15 protein-coding genes are annotated in these 16,468 nt (G+C 42.2%); 5 read left to right on the forward strand and 10 right to left on the reverse strand.

Features of this window, described 5'->3' with window-relative positions; translation table 11 throughout:
- Positions 1–68: 68 nt before the first annotated feature.
- The gene (gene groL, locus V7L01_RS28425; RefSeq protein WP_099099977.1) at positions 69–1,703 is read right to left on the reverse strand and encodes a chaperonin GroEL; all 1,635 of its coding nucleotides are present in this window, start codon (positions 1,701–1,703) and stop codon (positions 69–71) included.
- A 97-nt stretch (positions 1,704–1,800) separates the two neighbouring features.
- Positions 1,801–2,112 (reverse strand): co-chaperone GroES, encoded by a 312-nt coding sequence (gene groES, locus V7L01_RS28430; protein ID WP_100898362.1) that lies wholly within the window; start codon positions 2,110–2,112, stop codon positions 1,801–1,803.
- Between the two features lie 305 nt (positions 2,113–2,417).
- Between groES and V7L01_RS28435 the strand changes: the two genes are divergently transcribed.
- Both V7L01_RS28435 and V7L01_RS28440 read left to right on the forward strand, forming a co-directional pair.
- Entirely contained in the window at positions 2,418–2,825 is a 408-nt protein-coding gene (locus tag V7L01_RS28435) for a (2Fe-2S) ferredoxin domain-containing protein (protein ID WP_335040792.1), read from the forward strand.
- A gap of 403 nt (positions 2,826–3,228) precedes the next feature.
- Positions 3,229–3,906 (forward strand): response regulator transcription factor, encoded by a 678-nt coding sequence (locus V7L01_RS28440; protein WP_012407592.1) that lies wholly within the window; start codon positions 3,229–3,231, stop codon positions 3,904–3,906.
- Between the two features lie 77 nt (positions 3,907–3,983).
- Here the strand turns inward: V7L01_RS28440 and V7L01_RS28445 are convergent, their stop codons facing one another.
- The 3 genes from V7L01_RS28445 to V7L01_RS28455 all read right to left on the reverse strand — a co-directional run bounded on the left by V7L01_RS28445 (position 3,984) and on the right by V7L01_RS28455 (position 7,119).
- Positions 3,984–4,292: an NIL domain-containing protein gene (locus V7L01_RS28445; protein WP_335040794.1), complete on the reverse strand. Its 309-nt coding sequence runs from the start codon at positions 4,290–4,292 to the stop codon at positions 3,984–3,986.
- Between the two features lie 257 nt (positions 4,293–4,549).
- Positions 4,550–5,944: an ATP-binding protein gene (locus tag V7L01_RS28450; RefSeq protein WP_335040795.1), complete on the reverse strand. Its 1,395-nt coding sequence runs from the start codon at positions 5,942–5,944 to the stop codon at positions 4,550–4,552.
- Positions 5,945–6,126: 182 nt separating this feature from the next.
- Positions 6,127–7,119 (reverse strand): chemotaxis response regulator protein-glutamate methylesterase, encoded by a 993-nt coding sequence (locus tag V7L01_RS28455; protein WP_335040797.1) that lies wholly within the window; start codon positions 7,117–7,119, stop codon positions 6,127–6,129.
- A 276-nt stretch (positions 7,120–7,395) separates the two neighbouring features.
- Between V7L01_RS28455 and V7L01_RS28460 the strand changes: the two genes are divergently transcribed.
- Positions 7,396–7,797, forward strand: a complete 402-nt coding sequence (locus V7L01_RS28460; protein ID WP_335040799.1) for a hypothetical protein — start codon at positions 7,396–7,398, stop codon at positions 7,795–7,797.
- Positions 7,798–7,902: 105 nt separating this feature from the next.
- On the opposite strand, the gene V7L01_RS28465 is transcribed toward V7L01_RS28460, so the two are convergent.
- From V7L01_RS28465 to V7L01_RS28475, 3 genes are all read right to left on the reverse strand, one after another.
- The gene (locus tag V7L01_RS28465) at positions 7,903–10,161 is read right to left on the reverse strand and encodes a hybrid sensor histidine kinase/response regulator (RefSeq protein ID WP_335040801.1); all 2,259 of its coding nucleotides are present in this window, start codon (positions 10,159–10,161) and stop codon (positions 7,903–7,905) included.
- A 93-nt stretch (positions 10,162–10,254) separates the two neighbouring features.
- Positions 10,255–10,971 (reverse strand): chemotaxis protein CheW, encoded by a 717-nt coding sequence (locus V7L01_RS28470; RefSeq protein WP_335040803.1) that lies wholly within the window; start codon positions 10,969–10,971, stop codon positions 10,255–10,257.
- A 9-nt stretch (positions 10,972–10,980) separates the two neighbouring features.
- Positions 10,981–12,750, reverse strand: coding sequence for a HAMP domain-containing methyl-accepting chemotaxis protein (locus V7L01_RS28475; RefSeq protein ID WP_335040806.1), 1,770 nt, complete (start codon positions 12,748–12,750; stop codon positions 10,981–10,983).
- A 191-nt stretch (positions 12,751–12,941) separates the two neighbouring features.
- Here V7L01_RS28475 and V7L01_RS28480 point away from each other — a divergent pair, with 191 nt between their 5' ends.
- The gene (locus V7L01_RS28480; RefSeq protein WP_335040808.1) at positions 12,942–13,202 is read left to right on the forward strand and encodes a hypothetical protein; all 261 of its coding nucleotides are present in this window, start codon (positions 12,942–12,944) and stop codon (positions 13,200–13,202) included.
- A gap of 187 nt (positions 13,203–13,389) precedes the next feature.
- Here V7L01_RS28480 and V7L01_RS28485 read toward each other — a convergent pair whose 3' ends face one another.
- Positions 13,390–14,670, reverse strand: a complete 1,281-nt coding sequence (locus tag V7L01_RS28485; RefSeq protein WP_335040809.1) for a CheR family methyltransferase — start codon at positions 14,668–14,670, stop codon at positions 13,390–13,392.
- Positions 14,671–14,691: 21 nt separating this feature from the next.
- Positions 14,692–15,168: a chemotaxis protein CheW gene (locus tag V7L01_RS28490; RefSeq protein WP_335040855.1), complete on the reverse strand. Its 477-nt coding sequence runs from the start codon at positions 15,166–15,168 to the stop codon at positions 14,692–14,694.
- 198 nt (positions 15,169–15,366) lie between these two features.
- Between V7L01_RS28490 and V7L01_RS28495 the strand changes: the two genes are divergently transcribed.
- Positions 15,367–16,383, forward strand: coding sequence for a serine/threonine protein kinase (locus V7L01_RS28495; protein WP_335040810.1), 1,017 nt, complete (start codon positions 15,367–15,369; stop codon positions 16,381–16,383).
- Positions 16,384–16,468: the final 85 nt, after the last annotated feature.

Here is a 16,468-nt window from a genome sequence, read left to right on the forward strand (position 1 = left end):
ACAAAAAAACAGCCGCCTCCACAAGGGAAGCAGCTATTTTTCAACTTATGTAACTAAACTACAAAGTATTAGTAATCGAAGTCACCGCCACCAGCACCAGCGCCAGCAGGGGCGCCATCCTTAGGCTCAGGCTTGTCAACTATAATACATTCGGTTGTCAACACCATGCCAGCGATAGAAGCAGCGTTTTGCAGAGCAGAACGAGTCACTTTTGCAGGGTCAACAATACCAGCCTCTAACAAATCGACGAATTCGTTTGTTGCAGCGTTGTAGCCAACGTTGAATTCTTTCTCTTTCACGCGTTCAGCGATTACAGCACCATTCTGACCGGCGTTTTCAGCAATCCGCTTCAGAGGTGCAGGTAAGGCGCGAACGACAATCAACGCACCAATCAACTCTTCATCCTTAAGATTGCTCTTTGCCCAAACTTCCAATTCAGGAGCAAGGTGAGCCAGAGTTGTACCACCACCAGGAACGATACCTTCTTCCACAGCAGCTTTGGTAGCGTTGATAGCGTCTTCTAGGCGCAACTTCTTGTCTTTCATTTCGGTTTCGGTTGCTGCACCAACTTTCACTACAGCAACACCACCAGAGAGTTTAGCAAGACGCTCTTGTAATTTCTCTTTGTCGTAAGAAGATTCGGTTTCATCGATTTGACGACGAATCTGTTCTACACGAGCCTTAACAGCAGCTTCGTTACCTTCGGCAACAATTGTGGTGCTGTCCTTGGTAATGGTGATCCGGCGAGCTTTACCCAGGCTATCCAGCTTGGTGTTATCTAGCTTCAGACCAGCATCTTCGGTAATTAGTTGACCACCAGTTAAAACAGCGATGTCTTCTAGTAGTGCTTTGCGGCGATCGCCAAAGCCAGGAGCCTTAACAGCAGCCACGTTGAGTACACCGCGCAAACGGTTTACTACCAAGGTTGCCAAAGCTTCTTTTTCAATATCTTCGGCGATAATCACCAAAGGACGACCAGCACGAGCTACTTGCTCTAACACTGGTACAAGGTCTTGTACCAAAGCGATTTTCTTATCGGTCAGCAGTATGAAAGGCTCATCAAAAACTGCTTCCATCCGCTCAGGGTCGGTAGCGAAATAAGGAGAGATGTAGCCTTTGTCAAAGCGCATCCCTTCAGTGATTTCCAACTCGGTAAACATAGATTTCCCTTCTTCTAGGGAAATTACGCCTTCCTTGCCTACCTTGTCCATTGCTTGGGCAATCATCTGACCGACTTCTTCGTCATTACCAGCCGAGATCGCACCAACTTGGGCAATGGCTTTGGAATCTTCCACTGGACGGGCGTGTTCTTTGATTTTGTCTACTAAAAAGGCAGTAGCTTTGTCAATACCACGCTTTAGTGAAATCGCGTTAGCACCAGCTGCAACGTTCCGCAAGCCTTCTTTGACGATCGCATGAGCTAAAACGGTAGCAGTTGTGGTGCCATCGCCCGCAGCATCATTGGTCTTAGAAGCAGCTTGACGAATCAAAGCTACACCAGTGTTTTCAATGTGGTCTTCTAATTCGATTTCTTTAGCGATCGTTACACCGTCATTAACAATTTGGGGTGCGCCAAATTTCTTTTCTAGGACTACGTTACGACCTTTGGGGCCAAGGGTAACAGCTACAGCCTCAGCCAGGATGTCAATGCCTCGTTCCAAGGCGCGACGGGCGTTTTCGTTGTAGATAATGCGCTTTGCCATAATTTCTTCTTAGTTGTCCTTTGTCTTTTGTTTGTTCGTCATTTGTCATTTGTCCTTTGTCATTGGCTAATGACTAATGACCAATGACTAATGACCACTAAATAACGACTGCTAAAATATCTTTTTCAGAAAGCAGTACATATTCTTCGGTGCCGAGTTTGATGTCAGTGCCGGCGTACTTAGAGTACAGCACCTTATCGCCGACTTTGATTTCCAATTCTTGACGGTTTCCGTCGTCATTACGCTTGCCAGGGCCAAGAGCCACTACTTCCCCTACTTGGGGCTTTTCCTTGGCGGTATCGGGCAAATACAGACCACCTGCGGTCTTTTCCTCAGAGGCGTTCACTTTTACGAAAACGCGATCGCCTAAAGGTTTAACTGTAGAAACGCTTAGAGATAAAGCTGCCATATTATTTCTTTCCTTTAGAGATTAGCACTCTCAACTCCTGAGTGCTAATCTACCGAAAATTGGCATCCAATGGCAAGAATTCCTTTAGTACGGGTTCCCGAACTAGAAGCTCATCGGTGTACTTAAGTATAAATGCCTAATTATTTCTACCTTTCAGGTTTTGTTCTATAAGTTACGAAGATTTTTATATGGTCAAAGGCACTAGGGAGTAACGAAGAGTTTTCCCAATGCCCAATCCCTTTGTCGGTCAACTTTATTTGCAAAGCTTGGAAATTGTTATAGAACTGTAATCAGGGAGCCGCTCGATGAGTAAGATTACAGCGATCCAGTCCAGCCATCAAATCCCCAAAACCACTAAATCTCTAGAACATGAAGCCCTGAGTAATTGTGTAGAAACATTAGGACTTGCAAAAATTCAGCGACACATTTTTATTTGCGCTGACCAGACAATTGCTAACTGCTGCTCAAAAGCAGCTAGTCTGGAATCCTGGGAATACTTAAAAAAGCGGCTTAAAGAGTTAAAATTTGATGAGCCGCAACAGAGTCAGCCCATTTGCGTCTATAGAACTAAAGCCAACTGCTTGCGCGTTTGTTGTTCTAGACCCATAATGGTGGTTTACCCTGATGGGGTATGGTATCGCCAAGCAAACCTGGAAGTTATTGAGCGGATCGTCCAAGAACACTTAATAGGCAATAAGGCAATAAGGTGGTAAAAGAATATGCATTTTTAACCCATCCTTTGCCAGAAACTTCCTTAGTTTCTTGTGAACACCTCATAGAGGTTTAACAACCGAAGGATATGGTGTAGCAGTAAGCTTTAAGAAAGAGCGGGTTGGTTTTGAGGTAGGGTCATCTTTAAGCCAATACTTACTTGTGAGTCAGAAGGATTATTATTTAATCAGTGTTTTTTCGCCCGCCACTTTCAATGCGATATATAATAGCGCATTATAGATACTACTGCTATACGTATCCTTGCTGGACTTTTGCTATCGAGCTACTAGTCTCTTGAAAGTGCTCGGCATTTTTGAGACTTCGAGACAGCAAAGGCAAGTTAAGTAGGAAAAAGGACAACATCTCCAAATAACCCACCATAGAGGATAAATATTCAAGACCTTGATGGACCGAAGCGCGACAAGTGCCACTGCTATGAAAGAGCCCAGCATGAAAGATCACAAACGACTTCTATTGATTGATGATGACCCTAACCTCATCTTGCTGGTGAAGGATTACTTAGAATTCCGGGGATACGAAGTCATCACCGCCGAAAATGGACGTGAAGCTCTGGAAATTTTAGAGCAAGATGTTCCAGACATGATCATCTGCGACGTGATGATGCCGGAAATGGACGGATATACTTTTGTGGAACAAGTCCGGCAAAACGAACGCACCAGCTGGATTCCGGTTCTTTTCCTTTCAGCTAAGGGACAAAGTGCAGACCGAGTTAAAGGTCTGAACAAAGGTGCTGATGTTTATATGGTCAAGCCCTTTGAACCAGAAGAACTCGTAGCGCAAGTTGAGTCCTCGCTGAAACAAACTATCCGTTGGAAAGAACACCAAGCAAAAGGAGGCGAAAACGGTTCCCGTATCCAGGTTCCCTTCGATGTGCAATTAACCCCAACCGAACTGAAAGTAGTTCAGTTTGTTGCTAGGGGTTTAGCTAACCGTGAAATTGCTGAAGAACTCAATGTTAGTCAGCGCACGGTTGAAAGCCATGTGTCCAATATGTTGGGCAAAACTAATCTCCACAATCGCACTGAACTAGCGCGGTGGGCGATTGAAAATCAAATGGCCTAAAATCAGCAACGAGTGCTGAGTGCTGAGTGCTGAGTGTTTTTGACTCAGCACTCATAACTCAGGACTAAGCACTCAATTTACCAACCATCTTCTTCAGGGCTGGATTGGTGCAAAACTTCTAAATCCAGTTCATCCAGGTAAGTTAAGGCGCTTTCAATTTGGGAAGTAGTACCTTGTAGTTCCAAGTCGAAGCAGCTATATTGTGGTACGTTTGTGCTTACCTGAGCATCAGCAATAACGATTGTGACCCCATAGTGAGAAACCAGTCGTGAAATGACTGGTTCCTCATGCAAATCTTTAGGAATGCGAACTTGGATACGAGTTTGGGTGCGTCTATTATCTAAAATATCTATATTAGATTTTACTTGTTTATTTGGAATTGCCATTCTAGCTTCCTACTCGACTTCTGGGATGAGGGTTTTACTTTGCACGATTCTTTTAACACTAGCGTTACTCATCCTATGAACGCAAACGGTAGCAAATGATTCATAATTCATCATCAAGATTCGATGAGATCAATTATGGATTCCTATAAAAAAGTGCGATCGCATTTAAGTGGATTATAAATTTATTAACTTATAAGTAAATCTTTGTTGGAAGATGAATCAAGTCTTGGAGAATAATTCTCCGATGAAATCTTAATTTAAGTATTGCTTTTATTATTAACAGCTAATGCTATTGGAATTTCGATCGTAAATTCCGTTCCACGAGCAAGTTCAGACTTTAGCTGGATATTCCCCTGATGTTTCTCAATAATTTGATGGCTAATTGCTAAACCTAGTCCCGTTCCTTTGTTGATAGGTTTAGTTGTAAAAAAAGGATCGAATATCTTGCTTTGAATCTCGGAATCTATTCCATCACCGTTATCTCTAAATGTAATTATAACTGTTTCTAATTTAGTTACTTCAGTTTCAATTACAATTTGTTTTTGGATATGATTATCTAGCTCTAGTAAAGCATCAATGCCATTACTAAGAATATTCATGAATACTTGGTTTAGTTGTGCTGGATAACATTGAACTGGTGGGAGATTTCCATATTTTTTTATAATTTCAATTTTTGGTTGTATTCGATGATTTAAAAGTAATAAAGTACTTTCAATACCTTCATGAATATTAACAGCTTTTTTCTCTGACTGATCGAGTCGAGAAAAGTTTTTTAGCGATAGCACGATGTCACGAATCCGATCGGTTCCTATCCTCATGGATGAAAGAATTTTTGGTAAATCATCGATGATAAAATCAATATTAAATTCACCAAATTTTTCTTCAAATAAAGAATAGGAATCTGGATGTTCTTGTTGATATAGTTGGATTAAATTTAAAAGACAGTTTACATGGTTATTAAGATGATTAAAATTTCCGTGAATAAAATTAACAGGATTATTAATTTCGTGCGCTAATCCTGCAACCATCCGACCCAAGCTAGACATTTTTTCTGTCTGGATCAATTGAACTTGGGTAGTTTGTAATTCTCGTAAGGTATTTTCTAACTGTTGTGCTTGAAGCTGGGCAGTAGCAGTTGCAGTAGTGAGTGCTTTGAGGTTATTGTAAGCTTTGGAATGATAACGAATGCGGGCAATTAACTCAACTGCATCGGGTAACTTAATTAGGTAGTCATTTGCACCCTCAGCAAAGGCGTCGGCTTTCAACTTTGGTTCTTCTTTACTGGATAGCATGACGATAGGAATATCACGAGTTACTGGATGAGAGCGAAACCAACGCAGTAACATTAATCCATCGATATCTGGCATGATCATATCCAAAAAGATCGTCGTTGGTTCTATAGCGATCGCATCTTGAATAGCTTTAGCTGGATTGCTTGTGTAATGAAGGGAAATATCTGTTTCTGTCGCAACCATCCGACGGAAGGCTTCGCTGATAATTACCTGATCGTCAATTAGCAAAAGTCTGACTGTGCATATTTTGGCATCCAGAATAAATGGCATAGCTTGTGGGGTTTGTGGTTCACTCCACTTTGGTGATAATCTTTCTGTCTTTTGAGATATTTGTAAGAGTGCTGTTTCTTGCGGGTTCATTTAGCACCTCTAAATAGGTCTTTGTTTTTACGACTACAAACTAATAAGTTAAATATACTAACTTGTGATTGTCGCAATTATATCTCAGTAAATCATTATATTAGTGTTTTGAAATACTTCGTAAAGATATTTTAAGTATTTGCTTTAACACAAATATGTGCATTGCCGTGATATAAACTTTGCTATTTAATTAAGTATTTTCCCGTAAAATTGATGCAGGCTGATGCGATCGCCTCAACTGGCAAAACCTCTACCGCAGCTTTTAATTCCACTGCTACTTTCGGCATACCATAAACAACGCAAGTTTTGCGGTCTTGAGCAATAGTATGCCAACCTGCTTCGCGCAATTGTTTTAAACCTTGAGCGCCATCTCCACCCATCCCCGTCAGCAACGCCCCAACCCCCTTTCCAGTCCAATTTTTAGCCACACTCTTGAAGAAAACATCAACTGATGGACGATAGAAAAAATGTAGTGGTTCTTTGTCATAGCCAATGGTGAGGTCGGGACGCATCACTAAATGATGGTTTGTGCCAGCAAGCAGAACTTTACCAGGCTGTGGTGTAGAGTTTGCGATCGCTACTTGCACACGCATAGGAATTTGCTCGTTCAACCAGGTGGCAAAACCTTGGACAAATTGAGCATCTATATGCTGAACAATAACCACAGCCGCCGGAAAATCTTGGGAAAATTGGGAGAGAATAGTTTTCAATGCCTGGGGCCCACCAGTGGAAGCCCCGATAACGATTAGAGGTGGAAGTGATTTTGAGTTATGGACAGGCGGCGATCGCCGATATGAAGATTTACCAATTAAACGGGCGATCGTGGCAATTTTATTTAGTAGCCCATCATCACCTAAGATTGGCGTATTGATGGCATCCAAGGCTCCATAGCCCATTGCTTCAAAAACCTTGGCTGCATAGCGATTAACGCTAGCTGTTACCATCACAATCGCGCAGGGAGATTGCCTCATGATATGCCGTGTAGCTTCTACTCCATCCATACTGGGCATCAGCACATCCATCAAAATCAAGTCGGGAGTATCAGCCGCACACTTGCTCACAGCTTCCGCACCATCGTAGGCAACCCACGCCAGCTTGTAACCTGGTATTTTTACCACAGCCCGCCGCAGTACCTCTACAGCCATGAACATATCGTTAGCGATCGCAATTCTCACAATTTATCGCATTTCTCCAAAATAACCCAAAAAATACAACAGATAGAAACCCAGATTAAATCTAGATTCAGCCCTTTCAAGGTGGTGAAATTTGGAAGGAAAATTGGTAATTTCAATATTCAAAAAGCCCACAATCTGAGCGGAGGATTCAAAATGGTAGCACTGAAACAACGTATCTTTGTTCGTTACCTTGAAAGGGCTAGTCCTATATAATTTAGATGCCTTTGCCATATAGTCTAGTCTAAACTCCAGTTTATAAAGCACAAGGAGTAACCAATGAAGCACTTTACCTTGTTTACTTTTCTGTATCTAGCAGCAGGAGCTTGCCTAACAGCGATCTTCCTTGGACATTCTGACATCGCTCCAAACTTTAAAACAATTCTGCTAATTAATGCTGGACTGTTATACCTTACTTCTGTCCTAAGTACTTTTCCCTTTTGGCGTAATCGCGTACTACAAAGCGAAGCGAGACTGCGCGATAAACCTGCTTGGGATCGGAATATTGTCATGATTATACCGATATTCCTCATTGCATTGATGCTTGTTATAACCATCCCCGACCTGGTGAATCACAACTGGGCAACTCCGGCAATCGCCAGATCATCTATAGGGCTACTGGTCATCCTACTTAATGCAGAACAACTTTTTATCAGAAACAAAATTCGGCAAGAATCCTGATTACTAGACAGACAGTACAGGGAGATGGATGAGATTTTTTGTCAATGCGTAAGTTCTAGATTCAGCCCTTTTAAGGTGGTGAAATTTGGTAATTACGAATTATTATCAAGCCTCTCCAATTAAATCAATCACCGCTTTTAACAGAGTGTCATCATGAAAGCTGCTCTTAGTTAAGTAGTAGTCTGCACCTGCTTCTAACCCTTGCAGTCGGTCTTCTTCCCGGTCTTTGTAAGAAACGATAATCACAGGTATTTGCTTCAACTTGGCATGAGTTTTTATCTGGCTGGTGAGTTCAAAGCCGTTCATCCGGGGCATATCAATATCTGTCACCACCAAGTCATAATCGCCGCTACGGATTGCATTCCAACCATCAATGCCATTAACCGCCACTTCAGCTTTGTAACCATTGTTTTCCAAAAGTTTGCGCTCCATTTCGCGCACAGTTATTGAATCATCCACCACTAATACTCGCTTGTAAGCTTTGGTAACTGCCTGATGAGCAGACTGATTTACCTGAGAAAGTTGTCCGCTGGAAAACACTTTAGCAATGGAACGGACTAAATCTTCGACATCGACAATCAAGACTGGCGAACCATCATCCATCAGGGCGGCGGCGCTAATATTCGGGACTTTACCAAGGCGGGGATCTAGGGGGCGAACAACCAAATTGCACTCACCGAGAAACCGATCTACAACTAATCCATAACGATTGAGGCGATCGCTAATCACAATCACTGATAGCGATTCTATATTCACCGCAGGCGAGGCTAACTCTAAAACTTGACTTGCTAAAATCAACTCCACAGGTTGATTATTTATGACGAAAAATGGGCGATTTTCCGATACAGCAATCTTAGACTTCGATAATATTAACACCTCTTCAATGCGTGTCAGTCCAAAAGCATAAGGTTCGCCAGCAATTTCCACCAACAGGGTGCGAATCACAGATAGCGTCAATGGTAACTGTAAGTGAAAGGTCATACCCCTTCCCAACACAGAAACCGCCCGCAGCGTGCCGCCAACTTCCCGCACTGTGCTATGGGCAATATCCAGCCCTACACCTCTACCCGAAATTTCAGTTACAGTTTGGGTTGTGGAGAAACCAGGCAAAAACAGGAATTCCATCAACTCAACTTCGGTAAGTTGGGCTGCCATTTCCGGGTTTGTCAGTTGTTTGCTGATGACTGCTTGGCGCAAAAACTCGATATCGATTCCCCGCCCATCATCTGCAACGGTGATAAACAGCATTCCGGCGCGATGGGTAACTTCAATCCGAATAATTCCTTCTTCTGACTTTCCTGCTGCTAGACGTTCCTGGGGCAATTCAATGCCATGATCGATCGCATTCCGCAGGATATGAGTCAACGGAGCTTCCAGACGTTCTAGAATATCTCGATCTACCAAAGTAGACTTACCAACGATTTCCAGTTTCACCCGTTTACCCAATTGTCTCGCTAAGTCGCGCACCATTCGCGGAAATCCCTGTCCCCCATCTGCAAAGGAACACATTCGAGTAGCAATAACTTCTTGATAGAGGCGATGGGCGAGGTTAGCAGAACGCTGAGAAAATTGTTCTAGTTCGTTTTGGCGATCGCTCATCATCTGGTAACATTCGTTAGCTTTTTGATGAGTTGCACTCAAGGTTTCCTTAATTTGCCGATCCAGATGATAGTTGCCTAATAAATCTTGTAACTTCTCCAACAGGTTGGATAATTCCCCCTGATTCTTTCTCAGCTTCAGCAAAGAGTTAGCAAATGGTTCTAATAAATTCGCCTCAACTAAAGACTCTCCTGCTAAACCCATCAAACGATTCAGATTTTCAGTACTCATTCGCACCGCCCGATTTTGGGTGATGCCCAGTTCTTCTAATGGGGATGGGGAAATAAGGGTTGTCTGTTGGTTGTCTTCTAACTGTGCTGTTGTTATTAGGGGATGAATTTTTGTAGAGGTTGCCTCTAGAGTTAGGATATTAGCGATCGCACTCACCAATGATTGAATGCCAACATCTTCTAACAGTTGCAAATTTGGGTTGGCTGTAACCGTTTCCGCTATCCGCAGGAGCATATCTACCCCTTGCAACAATACATCAATGCGATCGGCAGTTAAGGAAACTTTTCCCTCTTGAGCCGCCACAAAGCAGTCTTCCATGACGTGGGCAAGGTTGACAGCCGGATCGATTTGGACAATTCGCGCAGCGCCTTTGATACAATGGGCTGCCCGCATTAAAGCTGCCAATTCTGGTTGGGGATCGGGCTTAGTTTCCAGTGCCAACAGGCGATCGTTCAATACCACAACTTGAGCTTTTACTTCCATGTTGAATAAATCAAGCAAGGAAAGATTGCTGACATCAAATTCTTCTAACATTACTGCACCTTCCTAGAACACCGATTCATTAATCCTGGAAGAACCTCTCCCCCTTCCCTTGTAGGGAAGGGGGTTGGGGGGTTAGGTTTTTGATTACAGCACCTTCCTTGCTAAGGTGGTGAATAACAATTCATCATCTAAATAGCTGACACTGTGCGATCGCTCCATTGGTGACACGCCAGGTTGCCAGTGAAATAATCCTTTAGTATAAGTTTGAGTCAGACTCTTAGGCGGATCTTGTAACTCATCCCGGTGAAATCGGTGTACTCCATAAAGTTCATCTACACCAAACACCCAAGTTTTATCTGCATTTTCCAGCACCACCATGCGCGAATACACCACTGGACTCAGCGATTGTACTGCTGTATCAGCAGTTTCCAGATTCAGCAGATGACTCAAAGAGATACACAATCGCAATTCGCCTCGGATACTTACCAATCCCCGCAAGATTTGGTTGCTGCGATGCGGTAGGGTATGAACCACACTCGGAGGGGAAATTTCCTTGAAGATTTGGGCAGAAAGTGCCAGCCATTCCCGTTGCAGACGAAAAATCACAACCGTGATTTGAGTGGTGGCTAAAGTATGGGATATCTGGGAATTTTCATCAGTTCTAGATTTAGCTAGTAACTCAGTCCACTCATGCCGATAATTTTCAGGTATGGAGCGCTCTAGCAAATAGCGTCCAGCAGTAGAGTAAACGGGGCAATTGCGGCAATGGGTGTAGGTGGCTAATTGCGGACAAGAGCGATCGCCCTCAATGCCGATAAAATTCCAACAACGTTCAATATTTAATGGCGTAGCGGGGTTCATAAGGGCTGCTCAAGAGAATTGGGGAATCAGGGGTATAACGTTTTCTGCTTCCACCTGAAAGCGGGCAATCTCTTGACGCAATCCCTGCGCCACTTGGTTAAGTTGGGCTATGGCATGATTAATTTCCCGCAAAGAATCCGTACTTTGGACGGAGGTACTGCTCAACTGCACCATCGTTTCACTAATTTGTTGCGCTCCCACAGATTGGGTTTCCATACCCTGGTTGACAAACTCAAATCGCGGATTCAGGTCTTGCACTTGCTGGATAATTTGCCCAACCTGTGTACTAATGCTGGCAACATCTTCTATATTCCGCCCAACTTCTGCGGCAAACTTGTCCATTTCCATCACACCTGTAGAGACTGACGATTGCATCTGCTTAACCATCTGCTCAATATCGAGGGTAGCAACGGCGGTTTGATCTGCTAGTCGCCGAATTTCTCTAGCAACGACAGCAAAGCCCAAACCATACTCTCCAGCTTTTTCGGCTTCGATCGCCGCATTTAACGACAGCAGATTCGTTTGGTCTGCCACCTTGGTAATTGTGACGACGATAGTATTAATGCTATTTGCCTTTTCGCTAATTACTCCCAATCGGGCAGCGATCGCATTAGTGGCTTCTGCTAACTGCCGCATAGTGGTTTCCATCCGCACTATATCTTTTTGACTATCATTCGCTGCTGTAGTTGTGATTTGGGAAATGGTTGCAACTTGTTCCATTGCACTTACTAATTCCCTAGAGGTAGCGGAAATTTCTTTAGTAGCGGCAGCTACCTCATTAGTAGAGGCTACCTGTTCCGTGAGCGTCCCTTCTAATTGTTTACCCGAAGCTGCTATTTGAGTCGCTGAGGAAGTAACCTGTATGCCTGAATGCTGTACCTGACGAATCAGAGTATTCAGATTCTGAGTCATAGTTTGGAAAGCAGTTAAGAGTCTATTCATTTCATCTTTGCTGTTGGAGTCAGTCGCAATTTTAGTTGTTAAGTTTCCCAGAGAAATTTGCTCTGCAACTTTAATAACACTAAAAATCTGAGAAGTAATTTGTCGAGCGATTACAAACCCAAGAGTAATCGCAGTTATGGGGCCAATGGCAATTCCTACAGAAATCCAGAAAATACTGCGACCCACATTCTGTTCGACTTCTTTTTGTGTATCTGATATGAAATTTTCATTGATATTTACAACTTTTTTTGCTTGTAATATAGTAGTTTTAAATAATGCTTCTTCCTGTTTCTTTATCTCAAAATCAATTTGATTGCGTAAGTCTAACCTCTTTTGAATATTAGCTGTAATAGTTTCTGGTTGTCCTTGAAGAATTAATTCAAGCTGTTTTTTCCAAGGATTCTTAATTCCATCTTGATTTATTTTTTGTTCCACTTTTAATAATTTTTCATGAACTTTTTCCCAAGTTCCCAAGTTTTCTTTAAGTAAGTTATACTCTTTTAATTCTTCTTCAGTGGATGGAGTTGCGTCGTACTGTGCAATACCTTCGTTAATCTGTTTCCAAGCGTTCTGGATTTCAGTGATTACACTCTCTCTTTCACTAACAGTAATTTCAGGATTAAATAATAATCGTTGTGCGGATTGAATTTGTGTCTGGCCTTCCTTAATCTTCCATACCCCAGACAAGCTGGGGATGTCATTCAAGGTTAGTGAGTTAATTGACTGATTTAACTCGTTGGTAACGAACCATGCCAGCAAGGCCATTACGAATACAATCAGTCCTATGAATAAAAATGAACCGATCAACCGTGTTTGCAAGGTGATGTTCTTGAACATTGGATATCCTATTGTTCCTCTGCTGCTGTAAAACGCGTTCATCTCTTAAAATTCCCAAATCATAAACAAGATGAACAGTTTGTATTTTTATTTTTAAACAAATTATTAAGTAGGTAGCCTTAGTTCAGAGACTAGCTTTTTCTTCTAATGTGAAAGTGTTGAGTGCTGAGTAAGAAGTTTGAGTATCTGAGGTGGATGAACGGAGTTCAAAGGTGGATGAACGGAGTTCAGAGGTGGATGAACGGAGTTCAAAGGTGGATGAACGGAGTTCAGAGGTGGATGGACGGAGTTCAAAGGTGGATGAACGGAGTTCAAAGGTGGATGAACGGAGTTCAAAGGTGGATGAACGGAGTTCAAAGGTGGATGAACGGAGTTCAAAGGTGGATGAATCCAGTTCAAAGGTGGATGAATCCCAATACTGCTCGGTTAAGAATATAGCGGTTCTGAGTTGAGTCCAATACAGACCTAACCCCCAGCCCCTTCCCTACAAGGGAAGGGGAGTAAGACTCAAAGCCTCTCTCCTTTTAGGAGAGAGGTTTGGAGAGAGGTCAAAGTTTATTGCATACAAACGAGAACTTAACCTACACATTTCTATTTTTTAAGCAAAACCTACACAATATTGCCTCCTACTCGATCTCCTCAGAACTGCTTATCCTTCGTTAATCGGTGAATTCTTTGCCAGAGAAGATTAGCACTATCCGCATTTCCTTGATGTTCTTTGAGTAATGCCAGATGAGTCAGCGCCTCTTGGTGAGTCGGTTGTAAATAAATTGCTTTTTGAAAAGATTGTGCCGCCCGCTCATTTTGTGCCATCGCTTGCTGCACCTGACCTAGTAAAAGATATGCTTCAGTACTCGCCTGATTTTGGTTGAGATAGTCGTTGCATAGTTTAACCGCCTCATCCAATCGACCTTCATCGGCTAAAGCTTTAGCTGTTTCTAACAAATTTACTTTTAGTTCTATTGGCAATATCGGATTCTGAGGAGCAACATTTAACCTCTCTTGGGCGACAAACTTGGAACGGTTTTTTTTCGGTAGCTGTCGCTTGTTGAGAACATCTATATTTTTGCCTGTGAAGCCTTGTCTCTGAAGATTTGGATGATGATTTTTGCGAACATTTTCGCCCCCTGTGGACTTTCGATGAGCAACTACTGAATCTTGACGAACTGAGATCAATTGAGTTTTAAACAATAACCAAGTTTCAGCGTGTCCCACAAATAGCAAGCCTTTTTCCCTTAGCAATCTTTCTAAGACTTGAATGGTGCGCTCTTTTGTTGTCACATCGAAGTAAATCAATAGGTTACGGCAAAAGACTACATCATAAAGCGGCGTGTCAGCTAGAAAAGCCGGATCTGCCAAGTTGCCATTAATAAAATTCACCATACTTTTCACCTGTTCGCACAGGCGATATCCTGCCTCAGTTGCCTGAAAATAGCGCTCTTGAAACGATTGGCTATTGCCGCGAAACGAGTATTGATTGTAGATTGCTCGTTGGGCTTTTAGTAGGCACTTGTTGCTAACATCAACAGCATCGATGTGAATGTTTGTCGGATTTAATCCTGCTTCCAAAAGAGCGATCGCAATGGAATATGGTTCTTCACCCGTTGCACATGGTACACTCAAAACTCGCAGTACTCTCTGGGGATTTTTTGGCAACCATTCAGATAATACGTAATGCTTTAGAAATGCAAAAGATTCTGGTTCTCGAAAAAACCAAGTTTCTGAAATAATTACGGTGTCAATCAGTGCTTCCCATTCCTGGGTAGATACCTGTAACTTCCCCAGATAGTGAGCAATATCCGTGATGCCGCAATCTGCCATGCGTTGATAAATTGCACTTGCGATCGCATCAGCACCAATAGAATTTGCATCTAAACCAATTTTGCTTTTTAGTAAAGCCTCAATAACAGATTGTGCCATTTATAGAGTCTTCAGACCAATCTAAAACCTAGTATTGTGATGACTTTCTGGCAAGAGATTGACTTGCTGCGCTTCTGACAACAAGTACTCAATGCGAAGACACTGAATCATCCCTCGATCATCTACAATCATTTTGCCCAAATATGGCGCTGTATCTATCTGGATATTGGGATTAACAAATTCAGACTCAGACTTATGTAATGTTTCTACAACTTGTTCTGTCATCAAACCCAAAATATAGGGAGCCTTAAGTTCTGTATTATTACTTCCCCAATAATTGACTAGGACAATCCTAGTACTCAGGTACTCACTGGAAGGTTTACCACGCATCAACTGACATAAATCAATTACTGGTACAATGCGTCCCCGATAGTTAAAAACACCAGCGATATGCTCAGGCTGGTGGGGCAAACTTTTGAGTACAACAAGCGGTATTACTTCTATAACCTGTCGGCTTGCTATGGCATATCGCTCATTCCCAATGTTGAGAAGTAACATTAACACTAATTTTCATCTCCAGTGCTAGCTTTTGTATTATTTGTAGACTATGCAAGACATCTATTCTAGGTTATTAGAAATTCATTGCAGGCATATTTTAAAAACTATATGCTACTTTGTCAAAGTTTTAGGGAACTCTATTAATAGAACTTTAGATTGCAATAAAAATCGATTTTTTAGGATATTTACTTTTGTGTAATGACCTATTGTATAAATCCCCATTGTCCAAAACCTGTTGACCCAGTGAATGCAAACAACCTGATTTGCCGTAACTGTGGGTCAGAAATACTGTTGCAAGGTCGCTATCGGGTACTCAAACAACTAGGACAAGGTGGCTTTGGTAACACTTTTGAAGTTGACGAGTGTGGGAAAACTAAAGTTTTAAAAGTGCTGACTGAGAATAACCCCAAAGCCATTGAACTGTTTCAACAGGAAGCAAAGGTTTTGAGTCAGCTAAACAGTGCGGGTATTCCCAAGGTAGAACCAGATGGTTATTTTACTGTTTTACCTAAAAATAGCTCTGTACCATTGCACTGTTTAGCAATGGAGAAAATTGAAGGCGTAAATTTAGAGCAGTGGATGGAATTTCGTAATTATCAACGTCTTTCTGAAGCTCAAGCTCTCAATTGGCTAAAACAACTTGTAGAAATTCTCGCTTTAGTACACGCTCATCAATATTTTCACCGTGATATTAAGCCTCAGAATATCATGCTGCGACCAAATGGGCAGCTTGTCTTAATTGATTTTGGTGCAGTTCGACAAATCACGACAACAATTTTGGCGGGAAATTCCCATACCAGAATTATTTCACAAGGCTATTCACCGCCAGAGCAACAAAACGGTTATTCAGTACAACAGTCAGACTTTTTTGCATTGGGACGGACTTTTATTTTTCTGCTCACAGGTAAGGAACCCCAGGATAAAGAAATTTATGACCCTCTGACAAACGAGTTGCACTGGCGAAAATCTGCACTCAATATTTATCCACTTTTGGCAGATTTAATTGACCATTTGATGGCTCCTACTGCAAATCATCGTCCTCAAAATACGCAAGTGATTTTGCAGAAGTTGAACGAAATTGAAAAAGCGTTACAAATGCCTAGAATACTAGGGCAAAAAACGGCAATTCAATCAACCAATGGGTCTAAATCTGCTGCGTCATCTAGTTCTGTTGCTACTGTATCAGTCGGTAGAGCTAAATCAGTCAATCAGTAAACCAAAAAGTTTTTCCAAAAAGGCGATCGCTACGCACACCGCAGGCATCATCAATAAACAAACACGTATAAGCAAGTATTATTAA

The sequence above is a fragment of the Nostoc sp. genome, assembly GCF_036917095.1.
Taxonomy (GTDB): Bacteria; Cyanobacteriota; Cyanobacteriia; order Cyanobacteriales; family Nostocaceae; genus Nostoc.

What these genes read in the sequence shown, in the direction of transcription:
- groL (WP_099099977.1), bottom strand. Translation starts at nt 1,703, where the DNA reads ATGGCAAAGCGCATTATCTACAACGAAAACGCCCGTCGCGCCTTGGAA.
- groES (WP_100898362.1), bottom strand. Translation starts at nt 2,112, where the DNA reads ATGGCAGCTTTATCTCTAAGCGTTTCTACAGTTAAACCTTTAGGCGAT.
- V7L01_RS28435 (WP_335040792.1), top strand. Translation starts at nt 2,418, where the DNA reads ATGAGTAAGATTACAGCGATCCAGTCCAGCCATCAAATCCCCAAAACC.
- V7L01_RS28440 (WP_012407592.1), top strand. Translation starts at nt 3,229, where the DNA reads ATGGACCGAAGCGCGACAAGTGCCACTGCTATGAAAGAGCCCAGCATG.
- V7L01_RS28445 (WP_335040794.1), bottom strand. Translation starts at nt 4,292, where the DNA reads ATGGCAATTCCAAATAAACAAGTAAAATCTAATATAGATATTTTAGAT.
- V7L01_RS28450 (WP_335040795.1), bottom strand. Translation starts at nt 5,944, where the DNA reads ATGAACCCGCAAGAAACAGCACTCTTACAAATATCTCAAAAGACAGAA.
- V7L01_RS28460 (WP_335040799.1), top strand. Translation starts at nt 7,396, where the DNA reads ATGAAGCACTTTACCTTGTTTACTTTTCTGTATCTAGCAGCAGGAGCT.
- V7L01_RS28465 (WP_335040801.1), bottom strand. Translation starts at nt 10,161, where the DNA reads ATGTTAGAAGAATTTGATGTCAGCAATCTTTCCTTGCTTGATTTATTC.
- V7L01_RS28470 (WP_335040803.1), bottom strand. Translation starts at nt 10,971, where the DNA reads ATGAACCCCGCTACGCCATTAAATATTGAACGTTGTTGGAATTTTATC.
- V7L01_RS28475 (WP_335040806.1), bottom strand. Translation starts at nt 12,750, where the DNA reads ATGTTCAAGAACATCACCTTGCAAACACGGTTGATCGGTTCATTTTTA.
- V7L01_RS28485 (WP_335040809.1), bottom strand. Translation starts at nt 14,670, where the DNA reads ATGGCACAATCTGTTATTGAGGCTTTACTAAAAAGCAAAATTGGTTTA.
- V7L01_RS28490 (WP_335040855.1), bottom strand. Translation starts at nt 15,168, where the DNA reads ATGTTACTTCTCAACATTGGGAATGAGCGATATGCCATAGCAAGCCGA.
- V7L01_RS28495 (WP_335040810.1), top strand. Translation starts at nt 15,367, where the DNA reads ATGACCTATTGTATAAATCCCCATTGTCCAAAACCTGTTGACCCAGTG.